The following is a 21,070-nucleotide window of genomic DNA, read 5'->3' as shown; positions in this document are numbered from 1 at the left end:
CCAGTTGGTAGAAAACCAGAAGCCGGTGAGATAGCAAGCAAAAAAGCGGTTATCCTGCGGACCGGGAGTGGTTGCCAGATGTTCTTTTCCCTATCGAAACTGTTTTGGCTTCTGGTGCAGCCGACGAGCCTGGTGCTGCTGCTGGTCCTGGGCGGTTTGGCTCTGGTGTTCTGGCGGCGTCGCCGCACGGGCCTTGCGGCGCTGGCCATCGCGGCCATCATTCAGTTTCTGGTTGGCTTCACCAGCCTGGGCTATGTGATCATCCAGCCGCTCGAGAACCGCTTTCAGGTTCCGAGCACCGCACCGGAAACTGTGGGCACAATCATCGTCCTTGGGGGTGCTACCATGGCGCGGCCAAGCACGGCCCGCGGCATTGCCGAGCTCAACCAGGCCGGCGATCGCCTGGCGACAACGCTTTGGTTGGCCCGCCAGTATCCCGAGGCGAAGGTGATGCTGAGCAGGGGCGGCGGATTTCTGATGGGCGAAACGGAGAGCGAGGCGGAAACCATGGCCCGTTTCCTGACCAATCTCGGCGTGGCCGAAGACCGGCTTATCCTCGAAGAGGAATCGCGAAATACCGCAGAAAATGCCAGCCTCAGCCGGGCGGCCCTGAATGAAGAGGACGGGGTGGTCGTGCTGGTGACGTCCGCCTTCCACATGCCGCGCTCTGTCGGCATTTTTCGCCAGCAAGGTATTGAAGTCCTTGCGTGGCCGACAGACTATCGCAGCGCCGGAGACCAGGGCATGGCAATCGACATTGCCAATCCAAATCAGAACCTGGAAACGGCGACGATTGCCATGCGGGAATGGATTGGATTGCTCGCCTATCACTGGACGGGCCGGACAAGCGAATTCCTGCCGGCGCCATAAAAAAGCGGCGCCCGATGGGCGCCGCTGCGTGTCTTACGCTTCGCTCCTGCTAAGTCCGGCGGAACAGTCCGATGACCAGGGACACAACCAGAAAAGCCAGGAACAGGAAGAACAGGATTTGCGCAATACCGGCAGATGCGCCGGCAATGCCGCCGAAGCCAAGAACGCCGGCAATGAGCGCAATCACCAGAAAGACGAGAGCATAGTAGAGCATGGGAGCCTCCATGTTTTATCTTGCTCAATCAACGATTGCGCCAAACAGAAGTTCCGGATCTTAAAACAAAAAGCCCGCCAAATGGCGGGCTCTAGATGCGGTTTTGGTGTCTATCAGGCTGCGGCGCGCGAGTCTTCCGAGAAGAACAGGGCCTGGCTGATCAGGGCCTTGACCATGTCCGGATTGAACGGCTTGGTCACGAGGAAAGTCGGCTCCGGACGCTCTCCGGTCAACAACCGCTCGGGGAAGGCGGTGATGAAGATCACCGGTACCGAGTGAGATGTCAGGATGTCGTTGACTGCATCGATGCCCGAGCTGCCATCGGCCAATTGAATGTCGGCCAGGATCATGCGCGGCTGCGTCTGATTGAACAGATTGACCGCTTCCTTATGGGTGCGGGCGATGCTGACGACCTTGTGGCCCAGGCTCTCGACCATCTGTTCGATGTCCATCGCGATCAGCGGTTCGTCCTCGATGATCATGATTTCCGTTGCAACCTGGCGGGAAATCTCGTGCGAGGCCTCGTCCAGTAGGGTTCCGAATTCGTCTTCGTCGAGATCCAGCACTTCGGCTGCCTGGGCGTGGGTAAAGCCCTCTACGGCCACCAGGAGAAAGGCCTGGCGCGGCCGCGGAGCTAGGTTTGCCAGGTTGGACGCAGCACGCTGTTCCCAGGCGAAATTGGAAACAGGTTCGGGTATGCGAACGGCAGAACTGGTGAAAAGCGTAGAGAACAGCCGGTAAAGGGCAATCCGGTCGCTAGACGCTTCAGGGAACAGAGAAATGTCCGCAATCAACGCTTCGAGAGTGGCCGCAACATAGGCATCTCCCGAAGTTTGCGATCCGGTGACGGCCCGGGAAAATCGACGCAGATAGGGAAGATGCGGCGCGATCCGCGTGGACAAAGACATTAAGTTGGACTCCCAGTGACGCTTATTCGTGTGCTCACGAACCCCCTCAACGGGTGTGACAAAGAAAAGTTCCGCACAAGTGGAACTTTTTTCGGTTCGGCGCATTCCTACCGCACAATACGGGCAATAATGACGGAACGGTTCCCTCAGTATGGTTAAAGACAGCAATCTGACCCAGTCGCGCCACGGCGCCAAGGCTGGCCGGGTGGAAGAGGGCCTTGGCCCGAACAGCGATATCGGCTCGCGCCTGCGTGCGCTTTACGGCGCGGTGCAGGACGAAGGCGTGCCGGGTCAATTGCTGGACCTGCTGGAAAGGCTCGACAGTGCCGAAGAGGCGCAATCTCCGGGCAAGCGCATCGCTGATGGGAAGTAGTTCATGAGCGAGGGTACCTCCTTCAAGCGGGAAATGCTTGCAACGCTCCCCAGTCTTCGCGCCTTTGCGGTCTCGCTGACCGGCAAGCACGACAAGGCGGATGATCTTGTTCAGGACACGGTGATGAAGGCCTGGGCCAAACAGTCCAGCTTTGAGATGGGCACCAATATCAAGGCCTGGCTTTTCACCATCCTCCGCAACGAATTCTACAGCCAGATGCGCAAGCGCGGTCGCGAGGTTCAGGACACCGACGGAATTTTCACCGAGCGGCTGTCGGTTCATCCATCCCAGTATGGCTCGATGGATATGGAAGACTTCAAAAAGGCTCTGTCGCAATTGCCGGACGATCAGCGCGAGGCGATCATCCTGATCGGCGCCTCCGGGTTCTCCTATGAGGAAGCGGCCGACATCTGTGATTGTGCCGTGGGTACGATGAAGAGCCGCGTCAGCCGTGCGCGCACGCGCCTGGCCGACCTGCTCAAGGTGAACGGCGAATCCGACTATGGCCCGGATGCGGTTTCGTCCCAGGTGACGGCGGGCAGCGGCCACATCTAGCGCTCGCTGCCGAAGACCGCGGTAATTGCCGCGAGCAGATCATCCTCGGGGACCGGCTTGACCAGAAGGGTATGGCCGGTCAACTCGGGGCGATCATGGGCAAGCTGCCGATCAGCTGTCGTGCAGATCACGGTAATGCCCAGGCCGGTCAGGCGAAGCACCAGGTCGATCAGTTCGGGTTTGTGGGTTTCGGCTTCGATGACCGCAAGAGAGACGCTGATGTCGCGTTGCAGTACCTCCGCCGCCTCCGCCGACGTCCGCACAATGTAGACCGGCTCGGCGCCCAGCCCCTGTAGCAGGGCCTGCACATCCATGCCGATAATGTATTCTGACTCGACGATGAGCGCCGCGCGGCCTGAAAGCATGTTTTTCCTGTCCCCGATGCGGGCACTGATGGCCCAGGCGCGCGGAGTCGTCATTTAAGTTTGACATGTGGAACAAGCGGCCGATCCGGGCGTTGAAGCTCAAGATCACACCGGAGCGTCGACATTTTCTGTGAGCTTAGTCCTGCCAAATGTGGGCCGTCGGGTCCCATGCGAAGAGTGCCCGCTCAGGGCAATGCCGAAGTTCCGCAATTTTGCCGCACCTGAGCTCAAATTCATTTCCAGCTTCAAGACCGGGGAGATGACGGCTGAAGCGGGCGCCAGCATCGTGACCGAGGGTACGCATAGTGCTCATATGTTCACCGTGCTCTCCGGCTGGGCTTTTCGGTTCAAGACCCTGGAAGATGGCCGGCGGCAAATCCTCAATTACCTCTTGCCCGGCGACCTCGTGGGTCTGCAGGGATCGATGATCGGCGAACTTGATCATTCGGTGGAGGCATTGTCGCAGCTTGTGCTGTGCGTATTCCAGCGCGACCGCTTGTTCGAGTTGTTCAGGAATCACCCGGGCCTGTCCTATGACGTGACCTGGCTGGCCGCGCGCGAAGAGCGCATGCTGGACGATCACCTGCTCAGCGTCGGCCGGCGCACGGCGATTGAACGCGCGGCCTATCTCCTGGCTTTCCTCAATGACCGTGCGGCATCGGTGGGGCTGGGAAAGAACGGCAAGGCGATCCTTCCCCTGACGCAGCAGCACGTCGCGGACACATTGGGTTTGTCCATCGTCCACACCAACAAGACCCTGAGAAAACTCAGCAATCAGGGTCTCATTCGCTGGCTTGAGCGCAGTTGCGAAATTCTCGATCCAGCCGGGCTGGAAGGGTTGGCAGGCTGGGATCGGCCGAAAGATCTGCAGCGGCCACTGATCTAGGGGGGCAGGATGCACACTGGCGGATGCATGGACCATTCACAATGTCCCAATACGGTGCCTTGGCCTCAAAATGGCCATTGCGCACTTACACTTGTGTGCTGATAGGCGCACTCTGGCTACTGGCGGGATCACATGTCCGACGGAGTTGACTTGCTGATGACGAGGTCGAGCACCGGCAGGATGATCAGCTGGCGCAGGGTGGCGATCTGGAGTTCGCTGACGCTCATTTGTCTTGCCGCCGTTGCCGCCTTGATGCTGCTCCAGGGCATCGAACGGCAAATCACCGACGTCACCAAGAGCTATCAGGTGCGCAACGCGGCGCGCGAGTTGACCAATGCGCTCAATCAGGCCGAAGCCAATCAACGTGGATTCCTGCTCACCGGGGACCGCCGGTTCCTCGCGCCTTATGCAGATGCCGTGACCGGTCTGGACAATCGGGTACAGACCCTGGTCGAGATGACCGCGGGAGACCCGCTCCAGGCGGTGCGCGTGGACAGCATCAGGACCGACATAGTCGGCAAGATGGCCGAAATGTCGCGGGCCGTGGAACTGGCGAGCACCGAGCGGGTGGAGGAAGCCCAGACATTGACCGAGACCGGCATGGGTGCCCGCCTGATGGCCGAGGTGACAACCACGCTTGAGGCCTTTATCGCCGAGGAAGACGACAAGCTCAGCCGCCGCAATCTGGATATGGACCAGACGCGAACGGCGCTGGTGATCGCCCTGATCGCCGCCATGGCTGCGGCCGTGACACTGGCCTATGCACTGCTGACCCGCACACAGCGCCAGGTTTCCGACCTCGCAAGGCAGCGCCGGGGCCTATTGAGCCAGAATGAGGCTCTCGAGGAAGAAATCGCGGCGCGGACCCGCGACATCGAGGAAGCACGTGCTCATGCCGAGCATGAGCGCGAACGGGTCGAGACGCTGCTCCAGGATGCCAACCATCGGATCGGCAATTCGCTGGCCACGGTTTCTTCGCTCCTGGCGCTTCAAAGCATACGGTCTTCGTCCGAAGACGTCAGGTCGGCCCTTGAGGCGGCGCGCCTGCGGGTTCATGCCATTGCCTCGTCACACCGCCGGTTGCGGCTGGGTGGCGATCTCGACTCCGCCAGCGCCGACGAGTTTCTGTCAGCGGTCTTGGAGGATATTGCCAAGACCCAAGTCGATGGCCAGAACATCGCCATCCGAAGCGAAATCGACCCCATCGTCATGGGCGCGCGCGATGCCACGACGCTTGGTATTCTCGTTGGCGAACTCGTGACCAATGCGCTCAAGCATGCTTTTCCCGACAAGACTAAGGGCGAGATCGTGGTGTCGCTGAAGCGCGATGCGGACCAGGTTCCGGTTCTCGAAGTTGCCGATGACGGGGTTGGTCTGTCCGCCGAGGCCGGCGAGGAAGATGGTGGCCTCGGTTCGGTGATTGTGCGCCAGCTTGCCGGTCAGTTTGGCGGGCAGCCCGCGTATGAAAGCACTGCGGGCAAGGGTCTTACGGTCAGGATCCAATTGGTATCCCTCGACCGTCATGATGCATCGGAGGCATGATGCAAATTCGAGCCATTTTCAATCGTGATGGCGGCACGCTGCGCACGATGGATGTCGAGGCCCTTTGCGCCCGTGCCGTGGACATATTCGAGGCCGGTGGTCACAAGCTGGACTGCCGGATCGTGAGCCGCGACGAGGTCGAGGCGACCCTGACAGAGGCCGGTAATGATCCAAAGGTCGAGGCGATCGTCATTGGCGGTGGCGATGGCACGGTGTCGGCCGCCGCGGCCCAGGCCTTCAAGTCGGGAAAGCCGCTGGGCGTCCTCCCGGCGGGCACCATGAACCTGTTCGCCCGGGCCCTGGGCATGCCGCTGGATCTCGATGCGGCCTTGGCGGCAATTGCCGGGGGCACGATCGAGCAGGTTGACATCGCCACCGCCAATGGGCGGCCTTTCGTGCATCAGTTTGGCGTCGGCATCCACGCGCGGCTCGTGCGCATTCGCGATGGCATGGTGTACCGCAGCCGGGTCGGCAAGATGATGGCCAGCCTGCGCTCCGTCGCTGCGGCCGCAGTCAATCCGCCTCGTTTCGAGGTGGAATTGAACGGACCCGGTGGCAAGGTCAAGCGTACGGTATCCGGCATTGCGGTATCCAATAATCCTCTGGACGATAGTTCGGTGCCTGTTGCCCGGACGCTGGATTCGGGGCGGCTGGGGGTCTATCTGGCTGACCAGTTGACGACCGCCGAACTGGCGGGTCTCGTGATGGACCTGGCCACGGCGCGCTGGCGCACGAATGCGCTGGTCAGCGAGGCCGAGGTTCCCCGCCTGCATCTGCACTTTCCGCGCCGCCGGCGTGGCAATCACGCGGTCATTGACGGGGAACTGATCAGCCTGGATCAGCACGTCGAACTCGAGGTTCGTCCCGGCGGCCTTGCCGTCTTTCGGCCAAGAGAGCAAAAAGTTGGGGCATCAGAAAAAAATGTCGGAACCAATTCGCGCTTCAGGAGTTGAGCCGACTTGTCCACCTCCCGCCTTGCGCTGGAGGCGTTAGGAAAGTGAAGTGACGAAATCCGATCCCACCCTGCCAGATTATGTCCGCAGGGCCCTTGAAGATCCGCAACGTCTGGCGGTCCTTGAAGAGTTGGACGTGCTCGACACGCCACCGGATCGGGATTTTGATCGACTGGCGCGGATGGCCGCAGCGCTGTTCAACGCCAGTTTTTCCCAGGTCACGCTGCTCAATGCCAATCGCCAGTGGTACCGGGCCTGTTTCGGGGTCGAGGGGCTGAGCGAAACCCCCGCGGAACAGTCTTTCTGTGCCTATACGATCGCCGCACCGGGCGAGGAGCTGGTGGTCTGCGATGCCAGTCAGCATCCCGATTTTGCCGAAAACCCGTTCGTGACCGGTTGGCCTGGTATCCGGTTCTATGCCGGCGTTCCGATTGTGGTGCGCGGCGAGCGCATAGGCACCATCTGCGTCCTCGATCCGACGCCTCGCGAGGCACCCGCCGAAGAGACGATGGCGTTGCTGCGCGACCTGGCTGCCACCGCCGCTTCCCTGCTCTCCCTCAAGGATGAAGCTCGCAACCGGGCACGAACGAGTGCTGCGCTGCTCCGTGAAGAGTGGCGCCATGCCTTCACGCTCGAAGCCGGCAATGTCGGAAGCTGGATGCTCGACATTCCCACACGCCGGCTGACCTGCAATGATGCATTCCGGCGCATGAACGACTTCGGACCCGGCGCGGCGATCCAGATGTCCGATGTGCTGGATGCCTGGGACGAAAAGGGCAGGGAAGCGGTTGCGGCCGCCCTGGCCTCCAGTCTTGTCGACGGGTCGGACTACGAGGCCGAGGGCCGCGTATCGAGTAATGGACACTGGCTGGCCATGCGCGGGCGCATCTACCAGCGGGACGATGCCGGAAAGCCTCTGGTCATGATGGGCGTTGCGGTCGACATAACCGAGAGCCGCAGGAGCGCGGAACAGACCCGGTCGCTGTTGCGGGAGCTCAACCATCGGGTCAAGAACACCCTTGCGATGATCCAGTCGGTGGCGCGGCAAACATTGCGGCAACATGCCGATCCGCAGGATTTCATCGACGCATTTTCAGGCCGCCTCCGAACCATTTCGGAAATTCACGTCCTCCTTGCCGATCAGGATTGGTCAGGGGTCCATTTGCGCCAGATTCTGGAAGCCCAACTGGGCGGCGACCTCGACCGCACGGGGCCCGGGCTAAAGGTCAGCGGACCAGATGTGCTGTTGCCGCCCGACCATGCTGTCGGCCTCGGAATCCTCTTGCATGAAATGGCGACGAATGCGCGCCACCACGGCGCCAGTTCGGTCCCGAGCGGTGAGGTCAGCGTGGATTGGCGGGTGGAATCCGATCCGGTGCCGGGGCTCCGGCTGGATTGGCTCGAGACCGGCGGTCCCAAGGTTGACGTGACGGCCGAACGTGGATTGGGCCGCCAGCTCATCGAGCGCGGCCTGACCAAGGTCCTGGGCAGCCAGGTGCAACTGGACATGCACCCCGGCGGGGTGCGGGCAGCGGTTTGGCTTCCGCTGCCCGAAGCCTGAACTAGTCGTCCGGCTTTGCGTCATCGCTATCGCGGAGGAGGGCGAATGCGGCGATTGCCGCCGCCGGAATCCCCAGCTTCACGATTGCCGGAGACTTGAGCACGGCCGGCAGCGCGGTCAAGGCGGCGGTGGTGATCAGGGCCCCCGTCTCGCTCGACCGGCGCTTGCGTGCGATCTGCTGCCGGCGGCGGCCGTTACCAATGCCGAGGCCGAGCAGGAAAACACCGCCGAGCACCACGAACCCCCCGGCAAAGATCAGGGCGGCCTGGATAGGTCCGAGGTACTGTGCGGTGGCGATGTATCCGGCCGCCACAAGGAAGCCGAACGCGATCGCGAATGAAAGGCCGATCAAGCCGTAGATCAGGGCCAGGGTCTTGGCCTGATGAACCGTCCGTTCGACCTCGATGCCGAACAGAGCGGCAAGGGGGGCGAGCAGGTTCATGGTCAGTGCCGGGTCAGCAGCGCCAGAACGAATCCGATGCCCAGCGCACTGGCCACGGCGGTCAGCGGCTTTTCGCGGATTGTGTCCTTGAGTTGCTTTTCGGCGTCAGAGAACTGGTCCTGAGCTTCATCGATCAGATCCTGGCCGCGGGCCTTGATCTGCTTGAACTCGGTGGCGGCCAGGCTACGGGCCTCGCCGACCTTCTGCTCGGTCAGCTTGCGCAGGGTATCGGAAATGTCCTTGAGGTCCGATTGCAACTGGGCGACCTGCGCCTCGAGTTCCTGTTCGCGGGTTTTGGCGGCCGCGCGGCGTGCAGGTGCCTTGCGGCGGGTGGGGGCCATGTCGGATGTGGTAGCCATAAGACGCTCCAGAATAGTGTTGTGGATCAAACGGATGGGCGTGCCAGTGGTTCCGGCACCGGTGAAAAAAGAAGCCCGAAGCGGGCAGCTTCGGGCTTCTGGCGGACCGATAGTTTGGGGGCAGGTATCGGCCCGAAGAGGGTTAGATGCGTCCCATCAGTACCAGGATCAGCACGATCACCAGGACCACGCCGAGAATACCCGAGGGGAAATAGCCAAATCCTCGCGAATACCCCCAGTTCGGCAGGGCGCCGATGAGCAGGAGTATGAGGATGATGATGAGAATTGTGCCGAGTGTCATAGAACCCTCCAATGACGGAATAGTCGTCGCGCGTCGTCGACCCTAGAGAAGCGCGACGAGGAGTGCTGCAGCAGCGGCCAGAATGAGAGAAGCGGGAACCAGGGCCACGGCAAGGTCGCCAAGGCGCGGATGATGGTCGAAGTAGTCTTCGTTCCACACATGGGTACGACCGGCATGGTCGACGCTCTTGATCTGAAAACCGCTCATTTCGTTCTCCTGCGCCATAGGCTACGTGACAGAAGAACGGCCACCCCGTGTTTTGGTTCCAGCAGCGGGACTGTTGGGCGCTACTCGACCCTCAGCACGTCGACGGACTGCTTGGTTTCGTGCGAACCGTGCGTTCGCAGAACGCCCACGATGGGGGAAATGTCGGCATAGTCCCGCCCATGGCCGATGGAGATGTGGTCGGGGCCGGCGATCATCGCATTGGTCGGGTCGAACTCCACCCAACCCAGGTGCTGGCCACACCAGGCGCGCACCCAGGCATGCATGGCATCCGCGCCCTCAAGGCGTGGCTTGCCGGGGGGCGGATTGGTGCGCAGAAAACCCGATACATAGCCTGCCGGAATGCCGAGCCCCCGAAGTCCGGCGATCATCACATGAGCAAAGTCCTGGCAGACACCTTTGCGCAGCGCGAAGGCTTCCGCCGGGCGGGTCTCTACGTCGGTTGCCTTGGGGTCGTACTCAAAGTCGCGGTTGATCGCCATGCAAAGCGCAGTGGCGATCCCAAGGACCGAGGTGTGCCCGGCTGTGGTCTCCCGCACATAATCGCTAATGGCCGGCACAATCTGCGCCCGCGGAGACGCCGCAAGAAAATGCTGCGGGCTTGTGGCCTCCACGGACCAGTAGCGGCTGATGTCGAGGGCCAGTTGATCGAGGTTTGGCGACAGGTCGGCAGGCGGGCTGAGGTCTTCCACCTGCACACGCGCGGTCAGGCGGACCTCGAGCTTGTCGTGCGGCTCGGTCATGGTGATGGCGGTGACCGCATTGCCAAAGAAGTCTGTGAACGCCGATTGCCGGTGCGGCTTGGGCGAGAAGGACAGAGAGGACGCCACGACACGCTGTATGCCCGGCACGCTCGCAGGCGCGACGCGAATGTGATGGCGGCCTCCGTGAACGGGGGCATCATAGTCATATTCGAGGGTCAGGCGAATATCGTAGAGCATCGGGACGATCCGCCTGTCAGGTGAAATAGGCGCTGGCGATGAGGCTCGCCAGAATGCCGATTTCACCGGAGAGCATTTCCAATCTCTCCGGCGTCATCTCGGCCGGCTCGGCGATGACCAGATCGGTGTGCAGTTGCAGGGCGGCCCTGGCAGCAGGCGAAAGCTGGCCATCATCGATGCCGCCGGGCAGCATCTCCACCTGGTTGCGCAATTCACTCATCTGGAAGAGCACGGAACGCGGATTGAGCGGATCGAGGACCAGAAGGTCGACGACGCTTTGTGTGCCGGCGCTGACCGAGTACCGCCGCCGATGCGACATGACGCTGTCGCCGATCTCGAGCAGCATTTCCAGCGACCCATCGGGCGCGTCGGGCTGGGTCAACCAGCCGGTCACGCGCGCCAGTTGCACGGCGCGCTCGAGCCGGCGCCCCAGTTCGAGGAACCGCCAGCCGGCAAATCGATACATGTTTTCGTGCACGAGGCCCGAAAAGCCTGCGAGCTTGCGCAACAGAACCGTCATGGCCCGCGTTGCGTCGTCGCCCACATTGATGCGGGTCGAGAACCGCCGCGCCGTTTTCTGCAGGTCCGTGAGGGCGAGCCAGCCATCCGGGGAAAAGCGGTCGCGAATTTGCCCGGCGCTGTGGACGGCGCTGTCGATCGAAGCCAGCAGCCCCTGGGGCATGGCCTCGGTCACGTCCACATCGATGGTTTCCAGGAACTGTGCGCAATGCGTCAGGATCGGCAGTTCGGGGCGGGACAGTTCCGCCAGCCGGGCATTGTAGGCGCGCAGGATGCGGACCGTGGCCTCGCAGCGCTCGGCATAGCGCCCGAGCCAGATCAGATTGTCGGCGGCGCGGCTGGGCAGGCTGCCGGGCGAATTGCGCACCAGCTTCTGGCCCTCGCGCGGCAACAGGGACACCTGTTCCACCGGGCCGGAGGACAAGACCCAGACGTCCGCGGCCTGTCCGCCGCGCTGCATGGCAATGGCGCTGGTGTCGCTTGTCGAGCCGACGCGGGCAAAGCCACCCGGCATGATGGTCCAGCCCTCCTCAGTGCGGGCCGCATAGACACGCAGGGTGATGGGGCGGGGTTCCAGCCTGCCTTCGACATAGACCGGAGCCGTCGATAGCTGAACCGGCTCCTGGCCGACATAGTCGCCACCATGGCTGGCGATGCGGTCCTTGAGTTGCAGCTTTTGCTCGGCCGTCATGCTTGCGCCGAGTGCGGTGCCCTTGAGATCGTCGAAGGGCAGGGCGGTGGAAAAGGCCGGGCCGATCATCAGGCTGTCGAAATTGTCGAGGACGAACTCGCGTTCGGCGCCCTGGCCGCACCACCATGTGGCGATCTCGGGCAATTCGAGACCCGTGCCCAGCAGATGCTTGCACAGGCGCGGCATGAAGGCGGCCAGCGCGCGCGTTTCCATGATGCCGGAGCCCAGGGCGTTGATCATCGCGATGGAGCCGGTCCGCAGCGCCTCGACCATGCCGGGGGTGCCGATATGGCTGTCGTAGCGCAGTTCGAGCGGGTCAACGAAGCTCGCGTCGACACGGCGCCAGAGCACGCTGACCGGCTTGAGGCCCGCAACCGTGCGCACCATGACCCGGCCGTCTTCGACGACCAGATCTTCCCCTTCGAGCAGCATCATGCCGAGATAGCGGGCGATATAGGCGTGCTCGAAATAGGTTTCGTTGAGCTGTCCTGGCGTCAGGATGCCGACCCGTCCGCCGTCGCGGCGAGCCTGGGCAAACAAGGTGTTTCGGAAATCACGGAAGAACCCGGCCAGCCGCTCGATATTCATGCCGGCATAGACGTCAGACAGGGCCCTGGTGGTGGCCACCCGGTTCTCCAGCGCAAACCCGGCCCCGGATGGGGCTTGCGTGCGGTCGCCCAGGACCCACCAGGCGCCGTCCGGTCCGCGTCCGAGCTCAAAAGCGCAGAAGTGGAGGAAGTGTCCGTTTACCGGCCGGATACCGCTGAGGGGACGCAGGAATTCGCCGTTGCGCGCCACCAGTTCCGGCGGCAGCAGCCCTTCCTGGACCAGGCGGTTGTCTCCGTAGATGTCCGCAACGATGCTCTCGAGCAGTTCGGCGCGCTGCCGCAGGCCGCTTGAGATGGACACCCAGTCTTCCCGGTTGATCAGCAGGGGTATATGCGCCAGCGGCCAGGCGCGCTCCTTGCCCTCGGCGCCATCATACTTGCGGTAAAAGACGCCGGCATCGCGCAGATATTGATCGGCGCGCTCGAAGCGGGCTGCGAGTTCCTCGGCTCCCAGCGCATCGAATGCGGACATGAGCTTGTCCCAGCCCGGACGAATGGTGCCGGACGGGTCGATCATTTCGTCCGGCACGCCGGGGAGCAGCCGGTAATCAGCGATGATGCTGGGTCCGGCCGGGGGCTTGCCGCGGGATTGCTGATTCCGCGAATTCATGGCCTACGTGAACCGTGGCGGCCGCCTGAGGTCAAGCGTCAGCGGAAATTCATCCGCAGGCTTTTCGGGGCGGACGGTGTAGGGGCCCGGCGTGTAATTGTGGGGAACGAAGCGAGCCAGCCGCCGCGCCTCGGCCTCATTGCCATTGACCGGGAAGGTTTCGTAATTGCGCCCGCCGGGATGGGCCACATGATAGGTGCATCCGCCGATCGCGCGGCCCGTCCAGCGATCATAGATGTCGAAGACCAGTGGCGTGTGAACGGGCATGGTCGGATGCATGCCCGATGCGGGTTGCCAGGCCTTGAAGCGCACACCGGCCACGCTGGTATCGGTCACCCCGAAGCGTGACAGGGGCACCGGGCGCTGATTGCAGGTCACCCCATAGCGGTCGGGATTGGGCGTCTGAAGGCTCACCTGGACCCGCTCGACGGAACTATCCACATAGCGGACCGTGCCACCGATGGCGCCCTGTTCACCCATGACGTGCCAGGGTTCAAGCGCTTGCCGCAGTTCCAGCTTCACGCCGTCAGCCTCGACCTCGCCGCAGAACGGGAAGCGGAATTCGAGCTGGGCCTCAAACCAGGTCGGGTCGAAGTCGAAGCCGTGCGTGCGCAGGTCGTCGAGCACTTCGGTGAAATCGCGCCAGACATGGGCGCCGAGCATGAACCGGTCGTGCAGGCTCGTGCCCCAACGGACCAGATCGCCGGTGAGTGGCTTGCTCCAGTACCGGGCGATCAGGGCGCGGATGAGCAATTGCTGGGCCAGCGACATCCGCGCATTGGGCGGCATCTCGAAGCCGCGGAATTCGACCAGCCCGAGTCGGCCGGTGGGACCGTCCGGAGAGTAAAGCTTGTCGATGCAGATTTCCGAGCGGTGGGTATTGCCGGTGACGTCGACCAAAAGATTGCGGAACAGGCGGTCTGTCAGCCAGGGCAGGGGCGCCTCGCCCTCGCCGGGCAACGGGACCTGGGCCATGGCGATTTCCAGCTCATAGAGGCTGTCATGACGCGCTTCGTCGAACCGCGGCGCCTGACTGGTCGGCCCGATGAACAATCCCGAGAACAGGTAGCTCATCGAGGGGTGGCGCTGCCAGTGCAGGATCAACGACTTGAGCAGGTCTGGCCGGCGCAGGAAGGGGCTGTCATTGGGGGTCGCGCCGCCCACAACCACGTGGTTGCCGCCACCCGTGCCGGTATGGCGGCCATCGATCATGAACTTGTCGGCCCCGAGGCGGCTGTCGCGCGCCTCCTCGTAAACCGCATTGGTGGTAGCCACGCAGTCGTCCCAGGTCGAGGCCGGGTGTATGTTGACTTCGATGACGCCTGGATCGGGCGCAACCCGAATGACGTTGAGGCGCGGATCGTGCGGCGGTGCATAGCCCTCGACATGCACGGGTTTGCCGATGTGCCGTGCACCGGCTTCGGTCGCCGCGATCAGTTCGAGATAGTCTTCGAGGGCCGCAACGGGCGGCAGGAAGACACAGAGGCGGCCATCGCGAACTTCCACTGTGATCGCCGTGCGCACAGAAGAATCGATTTCATCGAGGACCTGCTCGTTGATCACCTGACCTTCGCTGGCAGCCGTAAAGCTGGCCGTCGCCTGGGGGCGAATGTCAGCCGGGGCAGTGATGCCGCCGGCAAGGATGGCGCCGGGCTCCGGGAGTGGCGGACGTGGGATGGCGGGGTCCATCGGCACGATATGCGGATAACTGGTCGCCGTCAGGTGCTTCAAACTGGCCAGGGGCAGGCGATAACCCGCGGCGCTGTCTCCTGGCGCCAGGAACAGCTTGCCGCGCCGGGTCTTCCAGCGTTCGGATATCCAGCGCTGGCCCGCGGCCTGGGCATTCCACCGCTGAACCGGCAGCACGTAGCCCGTCGGGCTGGTCAGTCCCCGCGCGAACACGGTCGCGATGCGGGCGCGTTCCTCGGGGTCGGCGAGCCTGGAATTGGATGGATCGACATTGTCGGGAAGCCGGGATTCCTTGAGAATCCAGTCGGCGGGGTCCTCGAAGGCGGGCAAGACATTGTCGCCGGCAACCCCGAGACGTTCCGCGATGGCTGAAGCCAGGGTCTCGGCATCGGCGGGCGTCACGTCATACTCTTGCCCCTCGCGGGCGATCAGGCCTTCATCGGACCAGACGGGTTTGCCGTCCGTGCGCCAGTATAGTGAAAAGGTCCAGCGCGGCAGGGATTCGCCGGGATACCACTTGCCCTGGCCATGATGCAGCAGGCCATTGGGGGCGAAGCGTTGCCGCAGGCGACGGATCAGCCCGTCAGCCAGGGCGCGCTTGGTTGGTCCAACGGCGCCAGCGTTCCATTCGTCGGCTTCGAAATCGTCGATCGACACAAAGGTGGGCTCACCCCCCATTGTCAGCCGCACATCCTGTTCGTTGAGAGTCGCATCCACCTGATGCCCAAGCTGGTTCAGCCGATCCCAGCTTTCATCGGAGAAGGGCTTGGTAATGCGCGGATGTTCGGCGACGCGCGTCACCTTCATGTCAAAGGAGAAATCAACCTCTGCGAAGGAGGCAAAGCCGGAGATTGGCGCCGCGTTGCGATAGTGCGGCGTAGCCGACAGCGGGACGTGGCTTTCCCCGGTCAGCAGGCCGGAAGTGGGGTCGAGGCCGACCCAGCCGGCGCCCGGCAGATAGACTTCGCACCAGGCATGCAGGTCGGTGAAGTCGTGATCGGTGCCCGCCGGGCCGTCGAGCGAGACCAGATCAGGCTTGAGCTGGATGAGGTATCCGGAGACGAAACGGGCGGCAAAGCCCAGGTGGCGCAGGGCATTGACGAGCAGCCAGCTGGAATCCCGGCACGAGCCCCTGCCATTGCCAAGCGTTTCTTCGGGCGACCAGACGCCAGGCTCCATCCGCACGATATAGCTTACCGCCTGCTGGATGCTGGAATTGAGACCGGTGACGAAATTGACGGTGTTTTGCGGGCGTTTGTCGACCCCGTCGAGGAATTGCTGCAGCCGGGGACCTGCGGGCTCTGTCTGGCGGTAGATCGAGAGGTCCGCGCTGAGGTCTTCGGGATAGTCGAAGGGCCAGGTTTCCGCGCTCTCCTCGACGAAAAAGTCGAACGGATTATAGACCGTCATATCGGCGACGAGATCGACCTCGATCTTGAGTTCCATCACCGGTTCGGGAAAGACGAACCGGCTCATGTAGTTGCCGTAAGGATCCTGCTGCACGTTGACGAAGTGATTGGCCGGCCCGACCCGCAGCGAATGGCTGATCACCTTGGTCTTGGAGTGTGGCGCTGGTTGCAGCCGGATGATCTGAGGCTGCAGGACGACCGGACGATCATATTTGTAATGCGTCAGGTGATAGATGGCGGCTTTGATCGACATGGACCTTACGTCGCTCGCTTTGTGGCCACGAAATTCGGCTTCCCGGCAAAGAGCTTAGCGAGCTTTATGCGACCTGAACAGGCAGATGCCGCCCGCATGGGAAACAGATCGGCCATGCGCGAGATGTCAGGCAATGTTGTCGATTGTCTGCCTGTGCCGGAGCATTTCGAGGAAGATGCGGTAATCCCGGTCATACTGCGCCCGCGCCGCCGGATTGGGGGCCCGGGCGGTGCCGCCCTGCTGCATGGCGATGCAGGCCTGATCGAGACTGGAATAGAGCCCGGCCGCATTGGCTGCGACCATGGCCATGCCGAGCAGCGTGGCGTCAGGAGCCGAGGGTTCGACAACCGTGCACAGGGTGGCATCGGCGTAGAGTTCCATGAGCAGCGGGTTCTTGGTGTGGCCGCCGGTGATGTGCAGGGTGTCGATGGAGTAGCCGCGCGTATTGAGCGTCTCGAGGATATGGCGCACGCCCAGCGCAATGGCGACGCAGGTGCGCCAATAGAGCCGGCAAAGACTGTCGAAATCGCTGTCGAGGGTGAGGCCGGAAATCACGCCCAGGGCAAAGGGATCGGCCAGTGGTGAGCGGTTGCCGTGAAAATCCGGCAGGACGTGCAAGCGCTTAGCGAATTCGGTGCCTTCGGCCTGCCGCAGTTCCATCACCCGGCGCACGATGGCGGCGTGGGTTTCGGGCGTCGGATCGCCGCCGGCGCCGTGCAGGCGGATGACGTGATCGAGCAGGGCGCCGGTGGCGGATTGCCCGCCTTCGTTGAGCCAGACGCCTGGCAGCACAGCGCCGAAATAGGGACCCCAGACGCCGCTGGTCGGACGGTCCTCGGCAGACAGGGCCATGACGCAGCTCGAGGTGCCGGCGATCAGGGCCAGATGGCGGTCTATCGTGGCGATGTCAGCGGTAAAGGCGCCGAGCACGCCAAGCGCACCGGCATGGGCATCGATGAGACCGGCCCCAACGCGGCAATTCGTGCTAAGTCCAAGATCGTGCGCAGCTTTTTCCGTCAGCGGGCCGAGGTCTGAACCGACGGGGCTGGCCACGGCAGGCAAAGCGGCCTTGTCGAGCAGATCGTCCAGGCCGACTTCGGCGAGGAAATCGCGGCGCCACTTCTGCTCGGCATGGGCAAGGTAGGTCCACTTGCAGGTCAGCGTCGATTGCGACCGCGCCAGCGATCCGGTGGCCTGCCAGGACAAAAAATCTGCCAGATCAAAGATTTGCGCTGCCCGCTCCCAGCTCTGTGGCAGGTGGCGCTTGAGCCACATGAGCTTGGGCACTTCCATCTCGGGCGACATGACGCCGCCAACATAGTGCAGAACCTCGTGGCCCGTCCGGGTGCATTCGTCAGCTTCTTCAAGTGCCCGATGATCGAGCCAAACGATTGTATCCCAACGGTTTTCTCCGTTGCGCGACACGGCCACAGGCTCGCCATCCCGGCCCCGAACCACCAGCGAGCACGTCGCGTCGAAGGCGATGCCCACTATGTCTTGTGGATTGGCGCCGGCGTCGGAAACAGCCTGACGCACCGCGGCGCAGACGGCGGTCCATATCTGGGCGCTGTCATGCTCGGCATGATTGGCGTCGCTGCGGCGCATGGATATTGGTTTTTCGTGACGCGCCAATAGTTTACCGGATGGCGTGAACACGCCGGCGCGGGCGCTGCCGGTTCCAACATCCACTCCCACCAGGAGGTCTTGCGCCACGCCGGCCTCTCTTTTCGGTCCGGCGCGGACCATAGCCGATGGCAACGGGGCGGGCTAGAGGCGGTCGCCGAGATAGGCCTCAAGTGTGGCGGCCGTGCCGTTTTTCCAAAGGAAATTCAGACACTTGGTAAACTCTGCCGCAAAGGCGGGACTGGTTGCGAGGTCGCCATAGATGTCGCCCATCTCGAGCCAGGCTGCAGGATTTTCCTTGGCCCTTCGTGCCTGGGCAGTGAGGCGATCCCAGTTGGGATCGTTTGGTTCGATGACGGCGCCGCTATCGGTCGTGCCGAAGCAATAGCGGCACCAGAGGGCTGACACGAGGGCCAATCCGGTTAGCACACTGTTAGCATTTGCGCGATCGAGCGCGGACGGGATGATGAACTTCGGCTGGCGATTTGACCCGTCCAGAGCAAGGCGCCGGACGGTGTCGCCGATTTTGGGGTTTGAGAACCTTTTCTCACACATTGCGAAGTATGCGTGAAGATCGGTATCGGGCACCGGCGGTACCACCGGAATGATCTCGTCGGTCTCAACCTTCCTGAGGAAAGCGGCGACGAGGGGGTGCTCCATGGCCTCATGGACGAAATGGATGTCGAGCAGCCCGGCCGGGTAGGCGATGGTGGCATGACCACCGTTGAGGATGCGGATCTTCATGTGCTCATAGGGAGCAACATCGGGCACGAACTGGACGCCGACTTTTTCAAGCGCCGGACGGCCGGCGGGGAAATTGTCTTCCAGCACCCATTGCTTGAAACTCTCGCAGAAGACCGGCCAGGCGTCTTCGATGCCGAACTGGTCGGCGAGAAGCTTTTTCTCGCGATCGGAGGTGGCGGGGGTGATGCGGTCGACCATGCCATTGGGGAAGGCCACCGATGATTTTACCCACTCGGCCAGGGCCGGATCGATGAGTGCGGCAAGGCCGGCGATGGCGTTTTCGGTGACGTGGCCATTGCCGGGAATGTTGTCGCAACTCATGACGGTGAAGGGCTGCAGCCCGGCGTTTTTCCGCGCCACGAGGCCGGCGAGGATGAGGCCGAAGGCAGTTTTCGGCGCGTCGAGGTGCGCCGCGTCATAGGCAATGTCTGGATGGGCCGGGTCGAATTGCTGGCTGGCGGGGTCAATGTAATAGCCGCCCTCGGTGATGGTCAGCGAGACAATGCGAATGGCCGGGTCGGTGAGAGCCGCAATGACCGATTGGCAGTCGCCGGGCTCGAGATAATCGACCATGACGCCGGTGATGCTGGCGGACGCGCTTTCCGCTTCCTGTTCCACGACGGTGGTGAGCCAATCCTGCTGACGCAGGGCGTCGCGCATGGCGGCGTCCGAGGCACGGGTGCCGGCGCCGATGATGGCCCAGTCGTGACCCTCGCCGGTATTGAACAGGGCGTCGAGATAAACTGCCTGATGGGCGCGATGAAAATTGCCCACGCCGAAGTGGACGATGCCGGGGGTGAGATCGGCGCGGGTGTAACCCGGGGTCGATGCCGTGGTGATGGCGGGCAGAGTGGCGAGGGAGAGCTTGGTCATGTGGAGATAAACCTCGGAGTCATTCCCGCGAAAGCGGGAACCTCCGTTGCAGGGAAACAGGGGTTCCCGCTTTCGCGGGAATGACATTGAGGGTGAGACGCGACGTTCCCATTCGCCGACATTGCCCGGCCTGTCCCGGCAATCCAGAATTTGGCACGACGGATCGCCGGGACAAGCCGGGGTTGTGCGGCCGAGGCCCCGTGAGAAGTCACCCCACCCAGCTTTGCCAGGGCCTGGTCGGCCCAAGCGTCGCTACCCTCCCCCTCAAGGGGAGGGAGGATGAGAGCCGGTATTTCCCCCTCCCCAGCTTTGCCAGGGCCCGTTGGGCCTAGCGTCGCTACCCTCCCCTCAAGGGGGAGGGTGGGCAGAGCCGATGGTTGGGTGCCTTGCGACATCTAGATGGCCTTGCCGGCCGCATCGAATTTGTAGATGCGGTTGGGGTCGGGGGTCAGCCAGACGGTATCGCCGTGGGCAAAGGCCTGGTCGCCGTCGGTGCGGACGGTCAGGAGGCCGAAATCGGACTGGATGTGGAGGAAGGTGTCGGAGCCCAACTGCTCGGCGACATTGACCGTGCCCTTCCAGGCGCCTTCGGTGGTCGATAGGCGGAAATGTTCGGGGCGTATGCCGATGGCATGGGCATTGTGCCTGGCGGCTTCGGTGCCGTCGACGAAGTTCATCTTGGGCGAGCCGATAAAGCCGGCGACGAAACGGTTGGCCGGTTTCTTGTAGAGTTCGAGCGGGGAGCCGAACTGTTCGACATTGCCGGCATTGAGCACGACGATGCGGTCGGCCATGGTCATGGCTTCGACCTGGTCGTGGGTGACATAGATCATCGTGGTCTTGAGCTGCTGGTGCAGTTCGGTGATTTCGAGGCGCATGTTGACGCGCAGGGCCGCGTCGAGATTGGACAGGGGCTCGTCGAAGAGGAAGGCCTTGGGTTCGCGCACGATGGCGCGGCCGATGGCGACGCGCTGGCGCTGGCCGCCGGAGAGGGCGCGCGGTTTTCTGTCGAGATAGGAGGCGAGGTTGAGGGTCCGCGCGGCGTAATCGACCTTCCTGTCGATCTCGGCCTGGGGAACCTTGGCCATCTTGAGCGGGAAGGCGATGTTGTCGCGCACGCTCATATGAGGATAGAGCGCGTAGGACTGGAACACCATGGCGAGACCCCGTCGCGCCGGTGGAGCGTCGGTGACGTCCTGGCCATCGAGCTTGATATGGCCCGAGGTGGTGTCTTCGAGGCCGGCAATGAGGCGCAGCAATGTGGACTTGCCGCAGCCCGAGGGGCCGACAAAGACAACAAATTCGCCATCGTGGATGTCGAGGGAAATGTCCGGGATGATCTCGACTTCACCGAAGGACTTGTTGACGTGTTCGAGGGTGATGGAGCCCATGGCTACAGGTCCTTCGCTGGGAGGTCGCGTGTGAGGGTGTTCACCTCTCCCCTCGAGGGGAGAGGTCGGCGCAGAGCGCCGGGTGAGGGGTTCAGCGCTGCGGTTCTTGCCGAGGGGTCTTCACCCCTCACCCCAGCTCTGCCAGGTCGCTGCGCTCCCGGCGTC

20 protein-coding genes are annotated in these 21,070 nt (G+C 62.8%); 7 read left to right on the top strand and 13 right to left on the bottom strand.

Annotated elements, in window-relative coordinates:
• The first annotated feature begins 78 nt into the window (after positions 1-78).
• Positions 79-870: a YdcF family protein gene (locus KIT02_RS08090; RefSeq protein WP_297584709.1), complete on the top strand. Its 792-nt coding sequence runs from the start codon at positions 79-81 to the stop codon at positions 868-870.
• Between the two features lie 49 nt (positions 871-919).
• On the opposite strand, the gene KIT02_RS08085 is transcribed toward KIT02_RS08090, so the two are convergent.
• Both KIT02_RS08085 and KIT02_RS08080 read right to left on the bottom strand, forming a co-directional pair.
• Complete coding sequence (locus KIT02_RS08085) at positions 920-1,084, bottom strand: DUF1328 domain-containing protein (RefSeq protein WP_035084044.1); 165 nt, start codon at positions 1,082-1,084, stop codon at positions 920-922.
• Positions 1,085-1,197: 113 nt separating this feature from the next.
• Positions 1,198-1,992, bottom strand: coding sequence for a response regulator (locus KIT02_RS08080; protein ID WP_297584705.1), 795 nt, complete (start codon positions 1,990-1,992; stop codon positions 1,198-1,200).
• Between the two features lie 151 nt (positions 1,993-2,143).
• Between KIT02_RS08080 and KIT02_RS08075 the strand changes: the two genes are divergently transcribed.
• Together KIT02_RS08075 and KIT02_RS08070 are read left to right on the top strand one after the other, a co-directional pair.
• Positions 2,144-2,365 (top strand): NepR family anti-sigma factor, encoded by a 222-nt coding sequence (locus KIT02_RS08075; protein WP_297584702.1) that lies wholly within the window; start codon positions 2,144-2,146, stop codon positions 2,363-2,365.
• A 3-nt stretch (positions 2,366-2,368) separates the two neighbouring features.
• Positions 2,369-2,920, top strand: coding sequence for an RNA polymerase sigma factor (locus KIT02_RS08070; protein WP_297584698.1), 552 nt, complete (start codon positions 2,369-2,371; stop codon positions 2,918-2,920).
• On the opposite strand, the gene KIT02_RS08065 is transcribed toward KIT02_RS08070, so the two are convergent.
• Positions 2,917-3,339 carry a hypothetical protein gene (locus KIT02_RS08065; RefSeq protein ID WP_297584696.1) on the bottom strand — a complete coding sequence of 141 codons (423 nt, stop codon included), beginning with the start codon at positions 3,337-3,339 and terminating at the stop codon, positions 2,917-2,919. The two genes, KIT02_RS08070 and KIT02_RS08065, sit on opposite strands and share 4 nt — an antisense overlap.
• Before the next feature lie 139 nt (positions 3,340-3,478).
• Between KIT02_RS08065 and KIT02_RS08060 the strand changes: the two genes are divergently transcribed.
• From KIT02_RS08060 to KIT02_RS08045, 4 genes are all read left to right on the top strand, one after another.
• A complete protein-coding gene (locus KIT02_RS08060; RefSeq protein WP_297585166.1) occupies positions 3,479-4,171 on the top strand; it encodes a Crp/Fnr family transcriptional regulator in 693 nt (230 codons plus the stop codon).
• A 252-nt stretch (positions 4,172-4,423) separates the two neighbouring features.
• On the top strand, positions 4,424-5,713 hold the full coding sequence (locus KIT02_RS08055; RefSeq protein ID WP_297585163.1) for a CHASE3 domain-containing protein: 1,290 nt from the start codon (positions 4,424-4,426) through the stop codon (positions 5,711-5,713).
• Positions 5,710-6,666 carry a diacylglycerol kinase family protein gene (locus KIT02_RS08050; protein WP_297584693.1) on the top strand — a complete coding sequence of 319 codons (957 nt, stop codon included), beginning with the start codon at positions 5,710-5,712 and terminating at the stop codon, positions 6,664-6,666. Before KIT02_RS08055 ends, KIT02_RS08050 begins: the two co-directional genes overlap by 4 nt.
• Positions 6,667-6,715: 49 nt before the next feature.
• A complete protein-coding gene (locus KIT02_RS08045; protein WP_297584690.1) occupies positions 6,716-8,227 on the top strand; it encodes an HWE histidine kinase domain-containing protein in 1,512 nt (503 codons plus the stop codon).
• A 1-nt stretch (position 8,228) separates the two neighbouring features.
• Here KIT02_RS08045 and KIT02_RS08040 read toward each other — a convergent pair whose 3' ends face one another.
• The 10 genes from KIT02_RS08040 to KIT02_RS07995 form a co-directional block, all read right to left on the bottom strand.
• Positions 8,229-8,669 carry a hypothetical protein gene (locus KIT02_RS08040; protein ID WP_297584688.1) on the bottom strand — a complete coding sequence of 147 codons (441 nt, stop codon included), beginning with the start codon at positions 8,667-8,669 and terminating at the stop codon, positions 8,229-8,231.
• 2 nt (positions 8,670-8,671) lie between these two features.
• Complete coding sequence (locus KIT02_RS08035) at positions 8,672-9,028, bottom strand: DNA gyrase subunit B (RefSeq protein WP_297584686.1); 357 nt, start codon at positions 9,026-9,028, stop codon at positions 8,672-8,674.
• 142 nt (positions 9,029-9,170) lie between these two features.
• A complete protein-coding gene (locus tag KIT02_RS08030) occupies positions 9,171-9,329 on the bottom strand; it encodes a DUF3309 family protein (protein WP_297584684.1) in 159 nt (52 codons plus the stop codon).
• Between the two features lie 42 nt (positions 9,330-9,371).
• Positions 9,372-9,536 carry a hypothetical protein gene (locus KIT02_RS08025; RefSeq protein WP_297584681.1) on the bottom strand — a complete coding sequence of 55 codons (165 nt, stop codon included), beginning with the start codon at positions 9,534-9,536 and terminating at the stop codon, positions 9,372-9,374.
• 80 nt (positions 9,537-9,616) lie between these two features.
• On the bottom strand, positions 9,617-10,495 hold the full coding sequence (locus KIT02_RS08020; RefSeq protein ID WP_297584679.1) for a transglutaminase family protein: 879 nt from the start codon (positions 10,493-10,495) through the stop codon (positions 9,617-9,619).
• A 16-nt stretch (positions 10,496-10,511) separates the two neighbouring features.
• Positions 10,512-12,923 carry a circularly permuted type 2 ATP-grasp protein gene (locus KIT02_RS08015; RefSeq protein ID WP_297584676.1) on the bottom strand — a complete coding sequence of 804 codons (2,412 nt, stop codon included), beginning with the start codon at positions 12,921-12,923 and terminating at the stop codon, positions 10,512-10,514.
• 3 nt (positions 12,924-12,926) lie between these two features.
• Complete coding sequence (locus tag KIT02_RS08010; protein WP_297584673.1) at positions 12,927-16,274, bottom strand: transglutaminase family protein; 3,348 nt, start codon at positions 16,272-16,274, stop codon at positions 12,927-12,929.
• A 126-nt stretch (positions 16,275-16,400) separates the two neighbouring features.
• Positions 16,401-17,987, bottom strand: coding sequence for an FGGY-family carbohydrate kinase (locus KIT02_RS08005; RefSeq protein ID WP_297584670.1), 1,587 nt, complete (start codon positions 17,985-17,987; stop codon positions 16,401-16,403).
• A gap of 54 nt (positions 17,988-18,041) precedes the next feature.
• Positions 18,042-19,514: a mannitol dehydrogenase family protein gene (locus KIT02_RS08000; protein ID WP_297584668.1), complete on the bottom strand. Its 1,473-nt coding sequence runs from the start codon at positions 19,512-19,514 to the stop codon at positions 18,042-18,044.
• Between the two features lie 395 nt (positions 19,515-19,909).
• Entirely contained in the window at positions 19,910-20,905 is a 996-nt protein-coding gene (locus KIT02_RS07995; RefSeq protein ID WP_297584666.1) for an ABC transporter ATP-binding protein, read from the bottom strand.
• Positions 20,906-21,070 lie beyond the last annotated feature (165 nt).

The organism is Devosia sp. (genome assembly GCF_025809055.1).
In the GTDB taxonomy this organism is placed as follows: Bacteria; Pseudomonadota; Alphaproteobacteria; order Rhizobiales; family Devosiaceae; genus Devosia.
This window is presented reverse-complemented; position numbering and strand designations above follow the sequence as displayed.

Coding starts and splice junctions, on each gene's coding strand:
- KIT02_RS08090 (WP_297584709.1), top strand. CDS start 79: ATGTTCTTTTCCCTATCGAAACTGTTTTGGCTTCTGGTGCAGCCGACG.
- KIT02_RS08085 (WP_035084044.1), bottom strand. CDS start 1,084: ATGCTCTACTATGCTCTCGTCTTTCTGGTGATTGCGCTCATTGCCGGC.
- KIT02_RS08080 (WP_297584705.1), bottom strand. CDS start 1,992: ATGTCTTTGTCCACGCGGATCGCGCCGCATCTTCCCTATCTGCGTCGA.
- KIT02_RS08075 (WP_297584702.1), top strand. CDS start 2,144: ATGGTTAAAGACAGCAATCTGACCCAGTCGCGCCACGGCGCCAAGGCT.
- KIT02_RS08070 (WP_297584698.1), top strand. CDS start 2,369: ATGAGCGAGGGTACCTCCTTCAAGCGGGAAATGCTTGCAACGCTCCCC.
- KIT02_RS08065 (WP_297584696.1), bottom strand. CDS start 3,339: ATGACGACTCCGCGCGCCTGGGCCATCAGTGCCCGCATCGGGGACAGG.
- KIT02_RS08060 (WP_297585166.1), top strand. CDS start 3,479: ATGCCGAAGTTCCGCAATTTTGCCGCACCTGAGCTCAAATTCATTTCC.
- KIT02_RS08055 (WP_297585163.1), top strand. CDS start 4,424: ATGCTGCTCCAGGGCATCGAACGGCAAATCACCGACGTCACCAAGAGC.
- KIT02_RS08050 (WP_297584693.1), top strand. CDS start 5,710: ATGATGCAAATTCGAGCCATTTTCAATCGTGATGGCGGCACGCTGCGC.
- KIT02_RS08040 (WP_297584688.1), bottom strand. CDS start 8,669: ATGAACCTGCTCGCCCCCCTTGCCGCTCTGTTCGGCATCGAGGTCGAA.
- KIT02_RS08035 (WP_297584686.1), bottom strand. CDS start 9,028: ATGGCTACCACATCCGACATGGCCCCCACCCGCCGCAAGGCACCTGCA.
- KIT02_RS08030 (WP_297584684.1), bottom strand. CDS start 9,329: ATGACACTCGGCACAATTCTCATCATCATCCTCATACTCCTGCTCATC.
- KIT02_RS08025 (WP_297584681.1), bottom strand. CDS start 9,536: ATGAGCGGTTTTCAGATCAAGAGCGTCGACCATGCCGGTCGTACCCAT.
- KIT02_RS08020 (WP_297584679.1), bottom strand. CDS start 10,495: ATGCTCTACGATATTCGCCTGACCCTCGAATATGACTATGATGCCCCC.
- KIT02_RS08015 (WP_297584676.1), bottom strand. CDS start 12,923: ATGAATTCGCGGAATCAGCAATCCCGCGGCAAGCCCCCGGCCGGACCC.
- KIT02_RS08010 (WP_297584673.1), bottom strand. CDS start 16,274: ATGTCGATCAAAGCCGCCATCTATCACCTGACGCATTACAAATATGAT.
- KIT02_RS08000 (WP_297584668.1), bottom strand. CDS start 19,514: ATGACCAAGCTCTCCCTCGCCACTCTGCCCGCCATCACCACGGCATCG.
- KIT02_RS07995 (WP_297584666.1), bottom strand. CDS start 20,905: ATGGGCTCCATCACCCTCGAACACGTCAACAAGTCCTTCGGTGAAGTC.